The sequence below is a fragment of the Rhizobium sp. BK313 genome, from assembly GCF_014193655.1.
Taxonomy (GTDB): Bacteria; Pseudomonadota; Alphaproteobacteria; order Rhizobiales; family Rhizobiaceae; genus Rhizobium.
The window spans coordinates 181,144-197,694 of record NZ_JACHZQ010000003.1 but is presented as its reverse complement, the minus strand read 5'-3'; the positions used below and the strand labels follow the sequence as shown (position 1 = coordinate 197,694).

The 16,551-nt window shown below is 59.2% G+C and carries 14 protein-coding genes; 6 read left to right on the top strand and 8 right to left on the bottom strand.

Going from position 1 to position 16,551, the window contains the following annotated elements:
* Nucleotides 1-5: 5 nt before the first annotated feature.
* From FHT86_RS17330 to FHT86_RS17305, 6 genes are all read right to left on the bottom strand, one after another.
* Nucleotides 6-1,145 carry an ABC transporter ATP-binding protein gene (locus FHT86_RS17330; RefSeq protein WP_133708066.1) on the bottom strand — a complete coding sequence of 380 codons (1,140 nt, stop codon included), beginning with the start codon at nucleotides 1,143-1,145 and terminating at the stop codon, nucleotides 6-8.
* Between the two features lie 92 nt (nucleotides 1,146-1,237).
* Nucleotides 1,238-2,455, bottom strand: a complete 1,218-nt coding sequence (locus tag FHT86_RS17325; RefSeq protein WP_133708065.1) for an extracellular solute-binding protein — start codon at nucleotides 2,453-2,455, stop codon at nucleotides 1,238-1,240.
* 36 nt (nucleotides 2,456-2,491) lie between these two features.
* On the bottom strand, nucleotides 2,492-3,349 hold the full coding sequence (locus FHT86_RS17320) for a carbohydrate ABC transporter permease (protein ID WP_133708064.1): 858 nt from the start codon (nucleotides 3,347-3,349) through the stop codon (nucleotides 2,492-2,494).
* Nucleotides 3,346-4,230: a carbohydrate ABC transporter permease gene (locus FHT86_RS17315; protein WP_133708063.1), complete on the bottom strand. Its 885-nt coding sequence runs from the start codon at nucleotides 4,228-4,230 to the stop codon at nucleotides 3,346-3,348. Before FHT86_RS17315 ends, FHT86_RS17320 begins: the two co-directional genes overlap by 4 nt.
* 13 nt (nucleotides 4,231-4,243) lie before the next feature.
* Entirely contained in the window at nucleotides 4,244-5,404 is a 1,161-nt protein-coding gene (locus FHT86_RS17310; protein ID WP_133708062.1) for a Gfo/Idh/MocA family protein, read from the bottom strand.
* A 195-nt stretch (nucleotides 5,405-5,599) separates the two neighbouring features.
* Complete coding sequence (locus tag FHT86_RS17305; protein ID WP_133708061.1) at nucleotides 5,600-5,932, bottom strand: hypothetical protein; 333 nt, start codon at nucleotides 5,930-5,932, stop codon at nucleotides 5,600-5,602.
* 291 nt (nucleotides 5,933-6,223) lie between these two features.
* On the opposite strand from FHT86_RS17305, the gene FHT86_RS17300 reads away from it, so the two are divergent.
* Nucleotides 6,224-7,063 carry a glycosyltransferase family 25 protein gene (locus tag FHT86_RS17300; RefSeq protein ID WP_133708060.1) on the top strand — a complete coding sequence of 280 codons (840 nt, stop codon included), beginning with the start codon at nucleotides 6,224-6,226 and terminating at the stop codon, nucleotides 7,061-7,063.
* Nucleotides 7,064-7,138: 75 nt separating this feature from the next.
* Here the strand turns inward: FHT86_RS17300 and FHT86_RS17295 are convergent, their stop codons facing one another.
* Nucleotides 7,139-9,121: a polysaccharide biosynthesis protein gene (locus FHT86_RS17295; RefSeq protein WP_133708059.1), complete on the bottom strand. Its 1,983-nt coding sequence runs from the start codon at nucleotides 9,119-9,121 to the stop codon at nucleotides 7,139-7,141.
* 215 nt (nucleotides 9,122-9,336) lie between these two features.
* Entirely contained in the window at nucleotides 9,337-11,016 is a 1,680-nt protein-coding gene (locus FHT86_RS17290) for a GumC family protein (protein WP_133708058.1), read from the bottom strand.
* Nucleotides 11,017-11,225: 209 nt separating this feature from the next.
* Here FHT86_RS17290 and FHT86_RS17285 point away from each other — a divergent pair, with 209 nt between their 5' ends.
* From FHT86_RS17285 to FHT86_RS17265, 5 genes are all read left to right on the top strand, one after another.
* Nucleotides 11,226-12,305: a glycoside hydrolase family 5 protein gene (locus FHT86_RS17285; protein ID WP_133708057.1), complete on the top strand. Its 1,080-nt coding sequence runs from the start codon at nucleotides 11,226-11,228 to the stop codon at nucleotides 12,303-12,305.
* 94 nt (nucleotides 12,306-12,399) lie between these two features.
* Nucleotides 12,400-13,644 (top strand): hypothetical protein, encoded by a 1,245-nt coding sequence (locus FHT86_RS17280; RefSeq protein ID WP_133708056.1) that lies wholly within the window; start codon nucleotides 12,400-12,402, stop codon nucleotides 13,642-13,644.
* Between the two features lie 38 nt (nucleotides 13,645-13,682).
* Nucleotides 13,683-14,708 carry an acyltransferase family protein gene (locus tag FHT86_RS17275; protein WP_133708055.1) on the top strand — a complete coding sequence of 342 codons (1,026 nt, stop codon included), beginning with the start codon at nucleotides 13,683-13,685 and terminating at the stop codon, nucleotides 14,706-14,708.
* Between the two features lie 193 nt (nucleotides 14,709-14,901).
* On the top strand, nucleotides 14,902-15,786 hold the full coding sequence (purU, locus tag FHT86_RS17270; RefSeq protein ID WP_133707447.1) for a formyltetrahydrofolate deformylase: 885 nt from the start codon (nucleotides 14,902-14,904) through the stop codon (nucleotides 15,784-15,786).
* A 198-nt stretch (nucleotides 15,787-15,984) separates the two neighbouring features.
* Nucleotides 15,985-16,545: a hypothetical protein gene (locus FHT86_RS17265; RefSeq protein WP_246779571.1), complete on the top strand. Its 561-nt coding sequence runs from the start codon at nucleotides 15,985-15,987 to the stop codon at nucleotides 16,543-16,545.
* Nucleotides 16,546-16,551: the final 6 nt, after the last annotated feature.

Genomic DNA, 16,551 nt, shown 5'->3' with positions numbered 1-16,551 from the left:
GCGGACTAGGCAGGCGCAGTCGGATTCAACAGCTCCATATCGATATCCGTCAACTCCACCCTGCGCTCGAAAGCCAGGCCTTCCTCATCGAAAAGATGGCAATCGGCGATGCGAATGCCGGTGACCAGCGGCATCTCCGTGCGGATGGCGACACTCCCCGGCAGCGTCGCGCAAAAATTCTCGCCGGCGTTACTCTCCAGCGCCGCATAAGCGACCGTCTGCGCGCCCAGGCGCTCGATCACGCTCGGCACGATCGTCAGGGATATATCGCCGCCGCCGAGCTGCACATGTTCCGGCCGGATGCCAAGCGTCAGCTCTCTGCCGACGACGCCGTCTCGCGGTGTCACCGGCAGCAGCGCCGTCTGGCCCTTGTAATCCACCTCAACACCTGCCTCGGTGACGCTCTTGCAGGTCACCGGCAGGAAATTCATCTTGGGATTGCCGATGAAGCCAGCGACGAATTTATTTGCCGGCTTATGATAAAGCTCCAGCGGCTCGCCAATCTGGGCGATCTCACCGGCGTTGAGGACAACGATCCGGTCGGCCATGGTCATAGCCTCGATCTGATCGTGGGTCACATAGATCATCGTCGCCTGCAATTGATGGTGCAGCTTGGCAAGCTCGATGCGCATGTCGGCGCGCAGGGCCGCGTCGAGGTTCGACAGCGGCTCGTCGAACAGGAAGATCTTCGGCTCGCGGACGATCGCCCGACCGATGGCGACGCGCTGACGCTGGCCGCCCGACAGCATGCCGGGCTTCTGCTGCAGGCGTTGGTCGAGATGCAATATGCGGGCGGCGTGCTCCACCCTGGCCTTGAGTTTGTCTTCCGCCATCTTCTCGACGCGCAGGGGAAAGGCGATATTCTCGAACACCGTCATATGCGGATAAAGGGCATAGGACTGGAACACCATGGCGATGCCGCGCTTGACAGGCGGCAGGTCATTGACGCGCGCGCCGTCGATGATGATGTCGCCGCTGGTGACGTCGTCGAGGCCGGCGATCATCCGCAGCAGGGTCGACTTGCCACAACCGGAGGGACCGACGAAAACGACGAACTCGCCATCCGTCACGTCAAGCTCGACGCCTTTGATGACTTCGAAGTGGCCGTAGAATTTCTTGACCTGGTTGAGGTGAAGCTGTCCCAAAAGTCTGTCTCCGCGCGGCGCAGTTATAGGGAGGCATGGCTCTCAAAAAAAGTGGCCGCGCGTGAAGTGCGCGCGGCCCAGTTACTGCGAGCTTATTTATACTGGGCGAGATCGCCGGCGGCCTTCTTCAGCGCGGCGGCCGGTTCTGCCTGACCCGTCACCACGGATTGCACCATGGCGATCATGGCGTTCTGGAATCCCTTGTAATCGGTGAAGAGCGGTTCCGGACCACCGTAGGAGATGCCATCGATGAAGGGCTTCCAATACGGTTTATCCGCCACCAGCTTGTCGACCTCCGGGCTCGGACGCAGCGGGGTCAGGCCCTCCGAGAGTTCGTATTCGAACTGCGGTTTCGCTGCGGTCAGGAACTTGGCAAAGTCGATCGCCTTGTCCTCGACGCCGGTGCCGCTGAAGACAGCGAGGCTGTCGGTGATCAGCAGCGTGCCGGGACCCTTGGCGTCCGGACCGAGCGGCAGGTTGGTGACGCCCCAGTTGACCTTGGTATCACCGAGGCGAACGACAGCACCAACGGAGGCTTGGATCATGCCCAGCTTGCCGTCGAGGAAGATGGCGCGCACTTCGTTCTGCTCATAGGCGGTCGGACCTTCCTCGGCATAGGGAACCATGCCCTTGAGGGCGGTCAGCGCCGCCAGATTCTGCGGGCTGTCGAGCGTGATGTTGCCGTCCTTGTCAATGACGGAGCCGTTGTTGGTGTAAACCCAATGCAGGAATTGATGCATGGTGTTGTCGAAGGTTTTGGCGACGACTCCGAAGCCGGCAATGCCGGTCTTTTCCTTGATCTGCTTGGCGTCGGCCAATTCCTCGGCCCAGGTTGTCGGCGGCTTTTCCGGATCGAGGCCCGCCTGCTTGAAGAGATCCTTGTTCCAGTAAAGCGCCTTGGTCGAGAAGGCGACCGGTACGCCCCATTGCTTGTCCTGGAAAGTCACGGTGTCGACGACGTTCGGATAATAAGCCTTCTTCTCCTCGTCCGTCATCGGAATCGGCACGATCAGATCGTTGCTGGCGAATTCCTTGAGCGTGCGCGAGCCGACATAGGCCAGGCCCACCGGCGTGCCGGCGGCGGCAAGCGTCGTCGCCTTGTCCTGGCACTGATCCCAGCCCACCACTTCCGGCGCAATCTTGTAGCCGGGATTGGCGGCTTCCCATTCATGCATGGTCCGCTCCTGGACCTTGTTCATGGTATCGCCGCAGACGATCCAGCTAATCTCCTTGTCAGCGGCCAGCGCCGGCAGCGACGTACTCGCGAGGAGCACCACGCTCCCGGCGATCAATGAAGCGAATTTCGTCATGTTCAGTCCCCCTTGTTTTGAAGCGCATTGTTATAGTCACTGTTTCACGGCGCCGGCGGTGAGGCCCGCGACGAGATAGCGTTGCATCAGGAAGATGAGGATCATGGCCGGCGCGATGCCGACGAAACTTGCCGCCATCAGCTCATTCCAGACCACCTCCTGCCGGCCGAAATAGGCAAACAGCCCGACCGGCAGCGGCATGTATTCGGTCTTGGAATTGAAGGTCAGGGCGAAGATGAATTGCTGGGCGTAGGAGCCGATGAAAGTGGTGATGGCGACGACAGTGATGCCCGGCATGGCGATGGGCAGGATGACGCGGCGCAGGGTGTAGAAATGGCTGGCGCCATCGACGAAAGCGGCCTCGTCCAGCTCCTTCGGAATCCGCATCATATAGGTGCGCAGCAACCAGATGGCGGAGGGAATAAGGAAGGCGACGCCCGGCACGATCATCGCAAAATAGGTGTTGAGCACGCCCATACTGCGCATCAGCCGGAAGAGCGGGATCAGCAGCACGGCACCGGAAAACATGTTGACCGCCAGAAAGGCGCCGAGCAGCACGCCGCTACCTCTGAATTCGAAGCGGGCGAAGGCATAGGCGGCCGGCACGACAAGCACCAGCACGACGGCGGTGACGATGACGGAGATGAAAAAGGAATTGAAGATATAGCGCCCGAAGCCCGGTACGCTGATCCACATTGTGCGGTAGGCCTCGAAGGAGCCGTTTTCCGGCCAGAAGCGATAGGGCGACGAGAAAAGCAGCCCGAGCGGCTTCAGCGACACCAGGAAGCCCTCGACGAAGGGCGCCAACACGAAGGACAGGAACACCAGGATGCCAGCATAGATGCCGATCAGCTCATACCATCTGTAGCGGTTGATCATTGCCGGATGGCTCATCGCTTGTCCCCCGTGGCAAAACGGCTGGTGGTGCGGAAATAGGCGAGGCAGAACAGCGAGAGGAAGATGCAGATCAGCACGGCGCGCGCTGCCCCCTCGCCGTATTTCTTCGAGCCTATGGCGGTGTTGTAGGTATCGATGATCATCGTCGTCGTATCGCCGCTTGGGCCGCCGCGAGTCAGGATCCAGATGATGTCGAAGGAATTGAAGGTGGCAATCAGCGACAGCATCGACATGGTGATCAACGACGGCACCAGGAGCGGCAACGTGATGCGACGGAAACGGTAGGCCCGCCCTGCGCCGTCGGTCCATGCGGCTTCATAGAGATCCTGTGGGATCGCCTGCATGGCGGCCAGCATATAGAGCGTCACCAGCGGCACGCCGATCCAGACGTCGGTGATGATCGTCGCCCAGAAGGCGGTGTCGCCATGGGCGAGGAAGGCGACGGGACCACTGACGAGGCCGAGATTCTGCAGGACACCGGAAATCATGCCGAATTGGCCGTTATACATCCAGCCCCACATGAAGATGCCGATCGCCATGGGCACGATCCAGGGCGGCATGGTCAGCACGCGGAACAGCGAGCGACCGGGAACCGCCGAATTCAGCATCGTCGCGCCGAAGGTGCCGATGATCATCTTGATCGACACAGAAAAGAACGTCCAGATGAAGGTACGGACGATCACCGAGGCGAAGGTGGCGTTGAAAATCTTCTCATAGTTGTCGAAGCCGACCCAGTTCGTCAGCTTCTTCAGCGAGGCGTCGGTGAAGGACAGGATGACGGTGTCGACCAGCGGATAGGCGACAATGACGACGACGTAGAGAACGGCCGGAAGAAGCAGGATCCAGGCGAAGATGACTGTGCTGCGTTGAACACCCATCTTGCGCCTCCCTCTATGCGGCTCGCGAATGCAGCGCTTCGTCGAACCTGTCCCAGACCGGGCGCAGGTCCACGACCGCCCTCTTCATTCGTGCCTCGTCCAAGGAAAGCGCCAAAATGCCGGCTTCCAGCGCGTTCAAGGTTGAGACCGGCAAATCCTGACCTGACCTGACGTGCGCTATGACGTCGGCAGCCATCTGTTCGTCGGCGCCGTAGTGCTGGGAAAGCACCGTTCGCGTCGCGTATTTCTTCTCGATCACCTTGGCGCCTGTGAGCATTTCATGAACATTGAGGTAACCGCGAATAAAATCGCCCTCGGCCATGCCTCGCGAACCCATGATGGCGAAACGACGGAACTGGTCCGGCACGTTGAGATTGGTGTGAAAATTCATACCGACGCCGTTGGCGTATTCGATAATCGCGACCTGATAGTCGATGATGTCGCCATCGCTGTCGAAGACCTTGTCCGAACCCATCCAGCCGCTGGGCTTGCGATGGAACAGTTCAAGGTCGTTGATCCCTTCCCTTGCAGGATCGTTTGCCGGGATGAAACTTTTTCGTCCGCCGAAACTGGCGACCCGCTCCGGACGCGCCCCGACGATGCCATTGTAGAGATCGAGGTCATGGCAACATTTCTCCAGCATGAAACTGCCGGAATAATGCTCGTAGCGGCGCCAATCGCGCATGAAGAAAGCACCGTGGTAGGGCTCGATGTGCTCGGCGGCTTCGATCGAAACGATATGACCCAGCTTTCCCGCGGCCTGGGCGGCCACAAGGTCCCGGTACATCGGCGAATAGCGCAGCACGAGGCCGACCATCAGCCGCTCGTGACCATATTTCGCCATCAGATGCGCCAGTTCAATGCTTTGCTCGATAGTGGAGACGATCGGCTTTTCGCAGAAGATCTTCAGACCGGCCTCAAGCCCAAGACGAATATGGTCGAGATGCATGTGATTCGGCGAGCCGATCATCAGCAGGTCGAGCTTTTCGCTGGCGATCAGGTCTTGGGGGGAGGCATAGGCCTTGCCGGCCGTAATGCCCTTTTCGTTCAAGCTGGGCAGGCCCGCCGGCTCGGGATCGACATAGCCCGCGATCTCGAAGCTGTCATCAATCGCTTTGAAAACATAACCCAGATATCCCAGACGGAATCCGAGTCCAATGATCCCCACTCGCATACTGGTATCGTTCCCACGACGTAATTTATTTTCGTCAGCTTGAGACAAATTTTCGCATTCGTCAACGAGGTTCGGGAAAATACTCCAAAGTATGAAATTTATTTTCAGACTGGCCCGCAGAAATGCATGGTCGCTTCCGAGCGGGCTGCATCGGATCTCGCCTCTTTACCGATTATTTCCTCTGGCTTGCCGAGCCTATCTGTCTCGGCCGTTATATAGCCAATACTGATAGTTTGGCTTGCTGGTGCCTTCGGAGATGACGCCGTTTTGTTCGCAGATGTAGCCGAGGCGCGGAAAGTTGCGGTAGAAGATGCCCTCGTGGAAACCGCGTATACGCACGGTGGTCGTGCGGCACTGAAATTTTTCGTCGGCCGCCATCTTCGGCTCGATCACCCCGGGAAGGTCCTTATAGGGGTAGACCGGACGGACATAAGGCTTGGGAAGCAGCGGATTGCCTGCGAAACTCGGTGCGGGCAAAACGCTTGCGAGAAGCAGAGCAGCAATGACGATTTTCGGTCTCGTCCACATGGATTGCTAGGATCCTTCCAGTACGCGGCGCAATGACGGTGCGTCGCATGTTCCAGATATAATGACGCTGGTGCGGCGCGCCAACAGACTGCGTCGGAAAATCGAGCGCGGAAAAGGGGCTGGTCCCCACCGCATCTGTTCACAGCAAATTACGCTCGTGAAAACGCTTTTACTTGAGCATACACTACAAGCGTGCAATCTGAGTTTGCGAATAATGAGGAGCTTGTTATATAGTGGAACTACTGTCGCTTTAGTTTATAGTCGTCGGGATTTCTATTTGTGGGAGTAAATGTGATTCTCGAGCGGGCCAACCGGATCATTCAATGTGCGGAGATACCCAGCGTCGACAGTCTGGCATCACAAGTCCGCATCTACGTCATCAATCTCGACCGTTCGCCCGAACGATGGGAAAGATTGCGTGAGCAGGCTACTTTATATGGGCTGAGCGTCACCCGAATTCCCGCCATCGACGGCAGCACGATTCCGGAAGGCGACCGCGTCGATTTCCAGCCGCGGCAATTTGTCTATCATAACGGGCGCAAATTGCTGGCCGGCGAATATGGTTGCTATCGCAGCCATCTGCTTGCCCTGCAGCAATTCGTTACCAGCGGCGACAAGATGGCCATCATCATGGAGGATGATGTCGAACTCAACCAGCGGCTGATCCCGCGTGCGCTCGCCGCCATGGACAGCGTTTGCGGCGCGCGATTGGTGAAGCTGGTCAACCATCGTCTTGTCGGCTTCAGACCCATATCCGAAACCGCCGAAAACGACATTGTCGGCCGCTGCATGCATGGCCCGCAGGGATCGGCCGCCTGCTACATCGTCAACCGGAAAGCTGCGAAAAAGCTGCTGGTCACGCTGAAACCGATGCTTCTCCCATACGATGTCGCGCTCGAGCGTGGCTGGTCAACAGGGGTCGAAACCTTCTCCACTCTTGAAAACCTGGCGGATTTCAGTCCATTCCGTTCCGATACGACGATCGGCAAGCGCGCGCACTACCGCGCGGTCAAGCGGCATTTTCTGCTGCGGGCCACGGCGCACTGGTTCCGTGCCTGCGACCAGCTCCGTCGCTGGGTCTATACTGTCAGGGCCAAGCCCCAGTCGGTTGTGGAAAGCGCCGAACGCTGAGGCAGGGGTGGCTCAGCTTTCAAGGAATCGCAGAATTCCGGATGGAAACCGATTCACATTTTTCCTGATATTGCTCTAAAGCCCCGCGACGCTGCCGAAATCCGGCTCATCGACTGTCAAATCCACCTCACGCTCACGAAAAACCAGGTCCACCACCTCACCACTGGGCGCGTAGCCGGACACAAGCTTTTGCAACAAGGTTCTTGCCAGAGGTATGTCGTTTTCATCAAGCGCAGCCTCCAGGGCCGCGAGCCTTTTTGAGAGCTCCGCCCAAGGCAAAAAATCCTCCTTGGCGCGCATGATACGCGGATGGGTCGTCGCCTGCGGATTGTCGCCGATCAGCAGCTCTTCATAGAGTTTTTCGCCCGGCCTCAGGCCGGTGATTTCGAGCTCGATGTCTCCCTCCGGCTCGTCCTCGTCTCTGACGATCAGGCCGGACAATTCCACCATGCGACGGGCGAGGTCGGCGATACGCACCGGTTCACCCATATCGAGCAGGAAGACGTCGCCGCCGCCGGACATGGCGCCGGCCTGGATGACGAGTTGCGACGCCTCCGGGATCGTCATGAAATAGCGGGTGATATCTGGATGCGTCAGTGTAATCGGGCCGCCGTCGCGGATCTGCTGCCGGAAGAGCGGCACGACGGAGCCGGAGGAGCCGAGCACGTTGCCGAAGCGAACCATGGCGAAATTCGTGCCGCCGGCACCGGGCTTGCGGTCCGCGTCCATGGCCTGCAGCACCATCTCCGCCAGTCGCTTGCTGGCACCCATGATATTGGTGGGACGCACGGCCTTGTCCGTGCTGATCAGTACGAAATCCTCGACGCCGCAGTCGCGTGCCACCTCAGCGGTCGTCCGCGTTCCCAGCACATTGTTGCGAATGCCTTCGACCGGATTGTATTCGACGAGCGGCACATGCTTGTAGGCGGCCGCATGATAGACCGTCTTCGGTCGCCATGCCTCCATGATCTGCCTGAGCCGCTGTCCATCACGGATGGACGCCAGGAATGGAATGATGCGGATATCGCTGTCTCCAGCCGTTGCCGCCGATTTTTCCAGCTCGCCATGAATGGCGTATAGCCCGAATTCATTCTGATCCACCAGCAGTAGGCAGGACGGGCCGTTCTTCAGGATCTGGCGGCAGAGTTCGCTGCCAATCGAACCACCCGCACCGGTCACCATCACGACCTTGCCGCGAATATTTTTGTCGATCAGCGCGCGATCCGGCGCAATCACATTGCGACCGAGCAGGTCTTCGATATCGAGTTCGCGGAGATCGGAGACAGCGACACGCCCTTGAGCGAGCGCCGTCAGGTCCGGCATGGTGCGCACAGTGACGCGGGCCTTGCGCATGTTTTCCAGGATCTCGTTGCGGCGCTGCCGCGTCGCGTTCGGCAGGGCAAGCAGCACGCCCTTGATGTCGCCCGAGACCGCCAGCGCCGCCAGATCGGTGGGATCGTAGATCGGCAGGCCGCCCATGATGCTGCCATGCAGATGCTTGTCGTCATCGAGATAGCCGACGACATTGAGTTCGGCGCTGTTGGCAAGCGCGCCGGCGAGCTGTCGACCCGAGGCGCCGGCACCATAGATCAGCACCTTGGCAAGCTGGTTGCGATTCAACAGCCGCTGATAGGCATTACCAAGCCAATAGCGCGTCCACATGCGCGACAGGCCAATGGCGATCAGCAGCAGCAGCGGCTGCAGGATGCCGACGGTACGCGGGACGCCGGGCACGCTGATCGCGGTAAAAATGGTCATGAAGGCAAGGGCATAGATCGCCACCGCCTTCACGACGGTCATGAAGGCCGACATGCCGGCGTAACGGAAAATAGCGCGATAAAGGCCGAGGACGATGAAAATCGGGATGGCGACGAGGAGCGAAACGATCGCCGGCAGCCACTCCACACCCTCCAGAATCACCCAGTCATCCAAGCGGAGACAATAGGCAAACCAGACGGTCAGTACGCACAGGCTGGAATCGACAATCAGCGCCAGCGCGCGTTTGGTCGAACGCGGCAGCGCCAGGAACGGCAGGACGAGCTTATCCGCGGGTACCATGGGTCAGTTTCCCCCGGTGCCAGTCAACGGAACGGCATACCGCTTCTCTCGCATAAATTGTCCCACCATGCATTGCACGACACAGAATGATTGTCTTTATGCTTTCATTAGCAAAATGCAATCATTCTCTGCATCCACTCACTTTTAGAACAGCCGGCGCGCAATTGCATCCCTGATCTTGAAAGAGCCACCTGCCGCAAAAATGGCGACGCAGATCACTTTCCGAGATAGCCGCGGATCACGGGGTGCCGAAACAGGCCGGCGAGGATGGCAAAGACTGCACCGAGGCCCATACCGAACAAGGCGCCGGCGATCAATCCGGCCACCATCATCACCTTCCGGCTCGGTCCATCCGCCGTCAGCGGCGGCTCGGCCTCGGAGATGACACGAATATTGCTCTGCGACAAATCCTGTGCGTCGCTCGTCTGGCCGGAACGCTTCAAGAGCGCCTCGTAAACCTCTCGCGCAGCGGCTGCCTTGCGCTCCAGTTCGTTGAGCCCGACCAGCTTGCCCGATGTATTGACCTGCGATGCCTTCTGCACCGCCAGTTCCTTGGCGATATCCTGCTCGGCCTTCTGCGCCTGCTCGTAATCGGCCCGGGCCGAGGTCGTCTGTCGCTGCAGCTCGCTGCGAATTTCGGCGGCGAGGCTTTCGAGCGAGGATTTGGCGGCAAGCAGGCGCGGATGGCGGGCGCCGAGCTGGCTTTGCAAGCTGCCGACGCTAGCGGCGAGCGTTGCATATTGCTGGCGCAGGCTGCTGAGTGATGTGGACGTGGATGTCGCGCTGGCGGAGGGACCATTCGAAACGATGTCCTCGAAGCTCAGCTTGTCCGCCGCATCGGCTCGCGCTTTCGCCTCGATGGTCTTTTGCTGAGCGGTCACTAGCATATCGTTGAGCGCAGTCAGACGCTTGTCGGAAATCAGATTGCCTTCGACGGCCACCATGTCGTTGTCGGCGCGGTAAGCCTCGACCGCCTTTTCGGCGGTAAGCACCTGTTGACGGAGATCATCGAGCCTGCCGTCCAGCGCGGTGTTGCTGGTCTGATAGCTGTTTGCCGCCGCCTTGTTTTCTTCTTCCATGAAGGAGGCGACGAGTTGGTTGGCGATCTTGGCAGACTTTTGTGGATCGCGCGTCGTCACCTTCAGCGACACGATATAGGTGCTGGCCTCGCGGGCGATCTGCACAGCTTTCGCCAATACGACCGTCGCCACATATTTCGCAGCATCGCCGGAGGCTCCGCCATTGAATTGCGGATCCTGATCAAGCTTCAGCGCATCGACGACCCGGCCGAGCACCTTGCCGGAGGAGAGGATCTGCGTCTGACTGTCGATCATCGTCAGGATCAGTTCCGGCGCCGTGGTGGCGGACTGGGAGGAATCGGAGCCTCCCATCTGGCGAGGATCGAAATAGAGGCTGGTTTCGGCGGTGAATTTCTGCGGCAGCAGCGGGATGACGCCGGCGCCGAGCACTGCCCCGACCGCGGCGAGCGCAAGAACCAGCAACTTCTTCGCCCAGATCGATCGGACGGCGGAGCGCAAGTCAAGAAGCGGCGTGTCGGCCGCAGGCATCGGCGCAGGCGAAACCACTTGCGGCGCGACAACAACGGCCGGCTCGATGACCGGGGGTGCCGCGATAGCGACGGGCTCGACGATCGGCTGTGGCGCGACGTCCGATCTGGGGGCGATCTCGCGATATACTTCGTCGCGGGCGTGGATTAACTGCTCTACGGAAGTGGCCGGTTTCTTGGTCGCAAGTGGCTTAACTTCATGGACAAAGTCCCGCGGGCGCACCACTGGGCTGCGCAGGCGCAAGCCCTCACGCTGTCCTTCGGACGGCTCGGTGCTGTGCCAACCCGGAAGTTGGCTCGATCGCTTGCTTCGTTCCAATGAGCTCATGTCAGACTTTCACAGGTCCGCGCGCAGATCCTGCGCAGCGGATGTCCAGAGTTTAGAAATGTTTGGCTAACGGAACATTAAGGACGTTCCCAGGAAGTCCCATGGCAAACGTCGGCGAGAGCCGGCCAAGCCCCTCTCTTCATCAATATTCAACGGGGAAGTTCCTATGAAGCGGGCTCACTGGCGGTGAGGAAGAACAGGAGCTTGCAATGACCGGACTCGTGACGAGACTGCTGCGCCGATCGCTCGCCGCAACGGTTCTGCTCGCCTTCACCACACAGGCCGATGCCAGCTTTGCCGCATCCCAGCTCTGCTATCGCGGCATCAATCTTTCCGGCGCCGAATATGGCGACCGCACCGGCGTACTCGGCACCAACTACACCTACCCGTCGCAAGACACGGTGCGATATTTCGCCGGCAAGGGCATGAACGTCGTCCGCCTGCCCTTCCGCTGGGAGCGGCTGCAGCCGGTGCTGGGTCAATCCCTCGACGACGGGGAGCTGCAGCGGCTCAAGGATGCCGTCGGCCTCATTCAGAAGCACGGCATGGCCGTCGTCCTCGATCCGCATAATTTCGGCTATTACGACAAGGACCAGCTCACGCAGGCGCCTGCAACCGATCTCGCCTTCGGTGACTTCTGGGCGCGCCTCGCGGTCGAATTTGCCAATCAAAAGGGCGTGATCTTCGGCCTGATGAACGAGCCGCACGATATCAAGGCGCCCGACTGGCTGGAAGCCGCCAATACCGCCATCCGCAGCATTCGCACGGTCGGCGCCCGTAACCTCATTCTCGTGCCCGGCACGAATTGGACCGGCGCCTCGAGCTGGGCTGCCGACAAACTCGGCGGCGGCGCGAACGATACCGTCATGCTCGGCGTCAAGGACCCTCTCGATTTCTATGCATTCGAATTTCACCAATATCTCGATGCCGACAGTTCCGGTACGCATCCCGTCTGTGACGGCAGCGACCAGGCTAAACAAGGACTGACCGACGTCACCGCCTGGCTGCGCAAGAACGGTAAGCGTGGTTTTCTCGGCGAATTCGGCGTTCCGGGAACCGAGCCATGCCTCGATGGGCTGAAGCAGGTCTTCGATGTCATGGCTGGCAATAGCGACGTCTGGCTCGGCTGGACCTATTGGGCCGCCGGCGACTGGTGGCCACCACAGGAGCCGTTGAACGTGCAGCCGCATGGCGGCAAGGACCGGCCGCAGATGACGGTGGTCACCGCCGCCGTCGGCAAGAAGGCGCCACTTGCGCCGGCCTGCGCCAGCGTCAAGCCAGCAGGCTGATAGGCCGAAACGAACGGGCGGATAGCGCTTTGTCGCGAATCACGGCGCTGCTATGGTTGCGCCGGCCGATGGATGCGGCAGCCCTGGACATTTCATGAAAAGCCTCACGGACAAACAGCGCATCGATTACCCGATCCTGGCGATCACGCTGTTTTCAGTGCTCTACAACTGCATCCTTGCCTATATCAATCACAACATCACGCCGCTTTCCGTCTCGCATGTCGTGCTCTGCGAAGGCCTGATGATGCTTTCCAGCGTCGCCTATCTGTTGAAACGAGGCATCTACGAGGAGGATCTGCCGATCTTCCTTTATCTGATCTTCACGTTGATCATCACGATCTACATCACTGTGTTGAACCATGTGCCCTTCATCGACCAGTTCCGCAACGTGCTGATCATCGTCTGTTTTGCCGGCATCGGGAGTTGGGCGAGCGAGCGGACGGTGAGGCTCGCCTTCCGCATCGGTTGCTTTTTCGTGCTGCTATTCCTGATATGCGAGATCGTCAGCACGCCCTTTTATGTCAGCCTCTTTCACCCCGGCGAATATTTCGAGAATACCCGCGGCATCAAGCAGGCGAGCTTCAACAATACCGGTCTGTTCGCCAATGCGCTTGGCTTCGAAGGCCGTTTCTCCTTTGGCCTTATCGATCACCGCTCCTCGTCGCTCTTCCTGGAGCAGGTATCGCTTGCCAATTTCTGCGGCGTCGTCGTCATCTATCTCATGTCCCTCTGGACGAAGCTGGGAATCGTCGAGAAAACTTTGTGCATTTCGACTGTGCTGCTGATCCTGCTCACCAACGACACGCGCACGATGTTGATCTTCTCCTGCACCTGCGTGGTCGGCTATTTCGTCTTCCCGAAAATCCCGAAAGCCTTCGACCTCATCCTGATGCCATTGATCATTCTCATCGGCTTCTTCGTGCATTTCATGAAGCCGGAGGAAGTGGGTGACAATTTCACTGGCCGTGTCGGCGTTACGATCAAGAAGATGTTGGATCTGGATTTTCAGGCGATCATTGGCCTTGATATCACACGCATCGGCGAATTTGCCGACAGCGGTTATGTCTACCTGATCTATGGCTCGACGATTTTGGGCCTGATCGTGTTCTGGCTGTTCATCTGTCTCTACCCTGCAGGCAATACCGCGGCGCAAAGACGTTGCGCGCATTCACTCTCTCTTTTCATTTTCCTGAATATGATGATCGGCGGCACGGCGATCTTTTCCATCAAGATTGCCGGGCTGCTTTGGCTGCTGATCGGTTACATGCGCGTTTCTGAAAAGCCGCGCACTGCCCGGACACAGCCGGCAAATGTCGATGGCAGCAGAGTGCCGGGCTGACCTTGCATTGTGTCGGCCAAGGCCGCATGAGGATCGAGATGCTTGTTCAATTGCAGTATCTGCGCGCCATCGCTGCGCTGATGGTCGTCTATTTCCATTCGGTGCTGCAGGTGCCGAAGGTCAATTCCGGCTTCGACTGGCAATTCCATCTCTTCGGCGAGACCGGTGTCGATATCTTCTTCGTGCTCAGCGGCTTCGTCATGTGGCTGACCACGACCGGACGCCAAATGCGCCCGCTCGATTTCTATCGCCGCCGCATCCAGCGCATCGTGCCGCTTTATTGGCTGGCGACATTGTTTTCCGCCGCCGTCGCTCTCGTTGCGCCATCGATCCTGAAATCGACGGTGTTCGACATTCCGCACCTTGCGGCTTCCCTTCTGTTCCTGCCCTGGCGCAATCCCGCCGATCCCGCCCTCATCGCTCCCGTCGTCGTGCCCGGCTGGACGCTGAACTACGAGATGTTCTTCTATTTCGTTTTCGGCCTGTTGCTGGTCGTGCGCGAAAAATGGCGTCTCTATGCCCTCTTCGGCACGATGACGGCGATCATCCTCGCCTGCCGGCTGTTTCCGGTGGCGACGACGGCCACCACGGTTTATGGCGACCCGATCATCTATGAATTCCTTGCGGGCGTCGTTCTCGCCAAGCTTTATCTCGAAAAACTGCTGCTGCCGCAGGCGGTGGCCTGGCCTGCCTTGGTGGTCGGCTTCGCCTTCCTGCTGATCAACGAGACGCTTTGCGATGCCAGCATGCGCTCCTATATGTGGGGCATTCCGGCCGTCGTCATTCTCTACTCGGCGGTCTCGATCAATTTCTCCAAGCTGCCCATCATCGGCTGGCTGAGCTATCTCGGCGATGCCTCCTACAGCATCTACATCACCCATGCCTTCACGCTGGCGTTTCTGCGCGTCGTCTGCGGCGTGCTGAAGATCGATATCATGGCGCATGGCCCTGTCTTCGTTAGTTGCTGCATCGTCGGCTCGGCGATCGGCGGCGCGATCGTCCATGAGCTGACGACGCCGAGCCGCTGGGGAAAATGGAAAAAGAAGCAGGCGGCCATCGCCTGAGCCGTTGCCCATCGATTTGCTGCGGCTTTCCTTTCGAACGACGGGGATACGCGGCTGAAAGGCGCAATGGGAACGGAGTTTTCCTCCACCTATCTTAAGCTCTGTCGCGAGGAATGGGCGGGGAGCTTTCCCGTGCCTTTCGATTGCTATAAGCGAGCGGCGAGACGACGAGCCGCGTTACGAGGGAAGAGACATGAAGAGCTATGTTCTACGGGTATCGTGCAAATCGACGCGTGGGATCGTTGCGGCGATAGCGAACTATCTGGCCGATCAGGGCTGCAACATCGTCGACTCCAGCCAGTTCGACGATCTCGATACCGGCAAGTTCTTCATGCGCGTCTCCTTCATCTCCGAGGAAGGGGTGGGCCAGGAGACGCTGGTCGACGGCTTCAAGCCGGTCGCCAAGAAATTCGAGATGGAGGCCGAGATCTACGATGCCCACACGCGCATGAAGGTGCTGCTGATGGTGTCGCGCTTCGGCCATTGCCTCAACGACCTGCTGTACCGCTGGAAGATCGGCGCGCTGCCGATCGACATCGTCGGCGTCGTCTCCAACCATTTCGATTACCAGAAGGTGGTCGTCAACCACGACATCCCCTTCCACCACATCAAGGTGACGAAGGACAACAAGCCGCAGGCCGAAGCCCAATTGCTGGAGCTTGTCGAGCAGACCGGCACCGAACTGATCGTGCTCGCCCGCTACATGCAGGTGTTGTCGGATGCGCTGTGCAAGAAGATGTCGGGCCGGATCATCAACATCCACCATTCCTTCCTGCCGAGCTTCAAGGGTGCCAACCCCTACAAGCAGGCCTATGAGCGCGGCGTCAAGCTGATCGGGGCGACGGCGCATTACGTCACCGGCGATCTCGACGAGGGTCCGATCATCGAGCAGGACACGGCGCGCATCACGCATGCGCAGTCGGCCGACGATTATGTGTCGATCGGCCGCGATGTCGAAAGCCAGGTGCTGGCCCGGGCCATCCATGCCCATATCCACTACCGCACCTTCCTCAATGGCAACCGCACCATCGTCTTCCCGGCAAGCCCGGGCTCCTATGCCTCAGAACGCATGGGGTAAGACGCGCGCGGCGCATCCGGCGACACGGCCTAGGACATATCCTGAAAGCGAGATGCTCTAGCGGACCGTTTCGAGTCGCCAGATGACGCCGCGTCGCAAACGCGCGATTTGGTCTGGAGGACCACTATTTCCTTTTCCCGCCGAATTGCGATTTAATGCGGCCGATATCGAATCGCTTGAAGGTTGTGGAGGAGGAAAATGCGATCATATCTGAATAGAGTCCTGCCGCTCTCAGCCCTTGCTATCTTTGTAAGCACTCAGGTCTCGATTGCCGCGATGACATCGGAGGAAGACCCTTCAAAGATCGATCTCGCCAAGCTGATCGAATGCACGACGTATGACGTGCCCAGCTTTAACGGCTTTGCCATGTGGCTGACGGGACCGGAAAGCACCGAGGCGATGAGGCAGTTCGGCATTACCGAACAGCCGTCGAACAGTCTTCTGCTGCGAGAATTCAAGCTGGCAAAGCCGATCACCGTTTTCGGGCGACAGACCGACAGGATCGCCTTCGCTTCCTCCGGTCCACTTGCCCTGCTCAACGAGGCCGACCCGCATCCGCTTGCCAAGGAGCTGGATGTCACCGCCGCGGTCGACAGGTTCGACAAATTCCTTGCCGAAAAGGAGATATTCTCCAACAAGGAGCAATTGGAGAATTCCGACACGGTGCTGCATACGCGCATTGCCCTCGACGTCTCGACCGATATCTACCATCCCGGTAAAACGTTGGCCGGCTGCAGCTATTCAATCGAGGTGGAGTAAAGTCCG

Bases quoted from the DNA above. Each gene is read 5' to 3' on its own strand.
- FHT86_RS17290 (WP_133708058.1), bottom strand. From the start codon at position 11,016: ATGAGCTCATTGGAACGAAGCAAGCGATCGAGCCAACTTCCGGGTTGG.
- FHT86_RS17275 (WP_133708055.1), top strand. From the start codon at position 13,683: ATGCTTGTTCAATTGCAGTATCTGCGCGCCATCGCTGCGCTGATGGTC.
- FHT86_RS17280 (WP_133708056.1), top strand. From the start codon at position 12,400: ATGAAAAGCCTCACGGACAAACAGCGCATCGATTACCCGATCCTGGCG.
- FHT86_RS17320 (WP_133708064.1), bottom strand. From the start codon at position 3,349: ATGAGCCATCCGGCAATGATCAACCGCTACAGATGGTATGAGCTGATC.
- FHT86_RS17285 (WP_133708057.1), top strand. From the start codon at position 11,226: ATGACCGGACTCGTGACGAGACTGCTGCGCCGATCGCTCGCCGCAACG.
- FHT86_RS17310 (WP_133708062.1), bottom strand. From the start codon at position 5,404: ATGCGAGTGGGGATCATTGGACTCGGATTCCGTCTGGGATATCTGGGT.
- purU (WP_133707447.1), top strand. From the start codon at position 14,902: ATGAAGAGCTATGTTCTACGGGTATCGTGCAAATCGACGCGTGGGATC.
- FHT86_RS17265 (WP_246779571.1), top strand. From the start codon at position 15,985: ATGCGATCATATCTGAATAGAGTCCTGCCGCTCTCAGCCCTTGCTATC.
- FHT86_RS17325 (WP_133708065.1), bottom strand. From the start codon at position 2,455: ATGACGAAATTCGCTTCATTGATCGCCGGGAGCGTGGTGCTCCTCGCG.
- FHT86_RS17295 (WP_133708059.1), bottom strand. From the start codon at position 9,121: ATGGTACCCGCGGATAAGCTCGTCCTGCCGTTCCTGGCGCTGCCGCGT.
- FHT86_RS17305 (WP_133708061.1), bottom strand. From the start codon at position 5,932: ATGTGGACGAGACCGAAAATCGTCATTGCTGCTCTGCTTCTCGCAAGC.
- FHT86_RS17315 (WP_133708063.1), bottom strand. From the start codon at position 4,230: ATGGGTGTTCAACGCAGCACAGTCATCTTCGCCTGGATCCTGCTTCTT.